This window comes from Vibrio sp. 10N.222.46.A1 (assembly GCF_041473595.1).
Classification (GTDB): domain Bacteria; phylum Pseudomonadota; class Gammaproteobacteria; order Enterobacterales; family Vibrionaceae; genus Vibrio; species Vibrio tasmaniensis_A.
In genome coordinates, this window is record NZ_JBFRSN010001457.1 from 1 (window position 1) to 478 (window position 478).

The 478-nt window shown below is 40.2% G+C and carries 1 protein-coding gene; it reads right to left on the reverse strand.

The genetic code is table 11. The features are described 5' to 3' along the window. Positions 1–382 (reverse strand): tRNA isopentenyl-2-thiomethyl-A-37 hydroxylase MiaE (gene miaE, locus AB4496_RS27350; protein WP_372133097.1); only part of this gene is annotated, 382 nt, incomplete at its 3' end. Positions 383–478 lie beyond the last annotated feature (96 nt).

The following is a 478-nucleotide window of genomic DNA, read 5'->3' on the forward strand; positions in this document are numbered from 1 at the left end:
ATACCATTTTATCGATCAAGTCAGCACCGTAATTACAGCCTTCTTTCGCTGTAATTTGCTTTGATACATTACTTTTACCACGTAGAGACTCCAAGTCTCCAATACGACGGTAAGCAAATTGCTCGTAGGGCAAAATCCACTCATTCAGTTGCTTCGCGCTTTCTTTATCTACCGCATATTTACGGATAAGGAACAAAGCACTTTGAGCTGCTTTAAGTTCACAAAGCATGTGATCGCGTAGAATGATATGAAGGTTTTCAGGCTTCTTGGCTTCATCTATCCATGAATCTGGCGTTTCAGCTTTAAGAAAAGAGTGTATAGGGGCTAATAATTCTTGATACATGGTAAGGGCAAGTTTGTTGATAATGCGGGATTTTATCACAGCTTAAGAGATCCCCCTATACGGAGAAAGGAAATTCCACAGGTACAAAAAAGGCCGCTAATTTAAATAGAGCGGCCTTTAAGTGTTGAGTTAGAG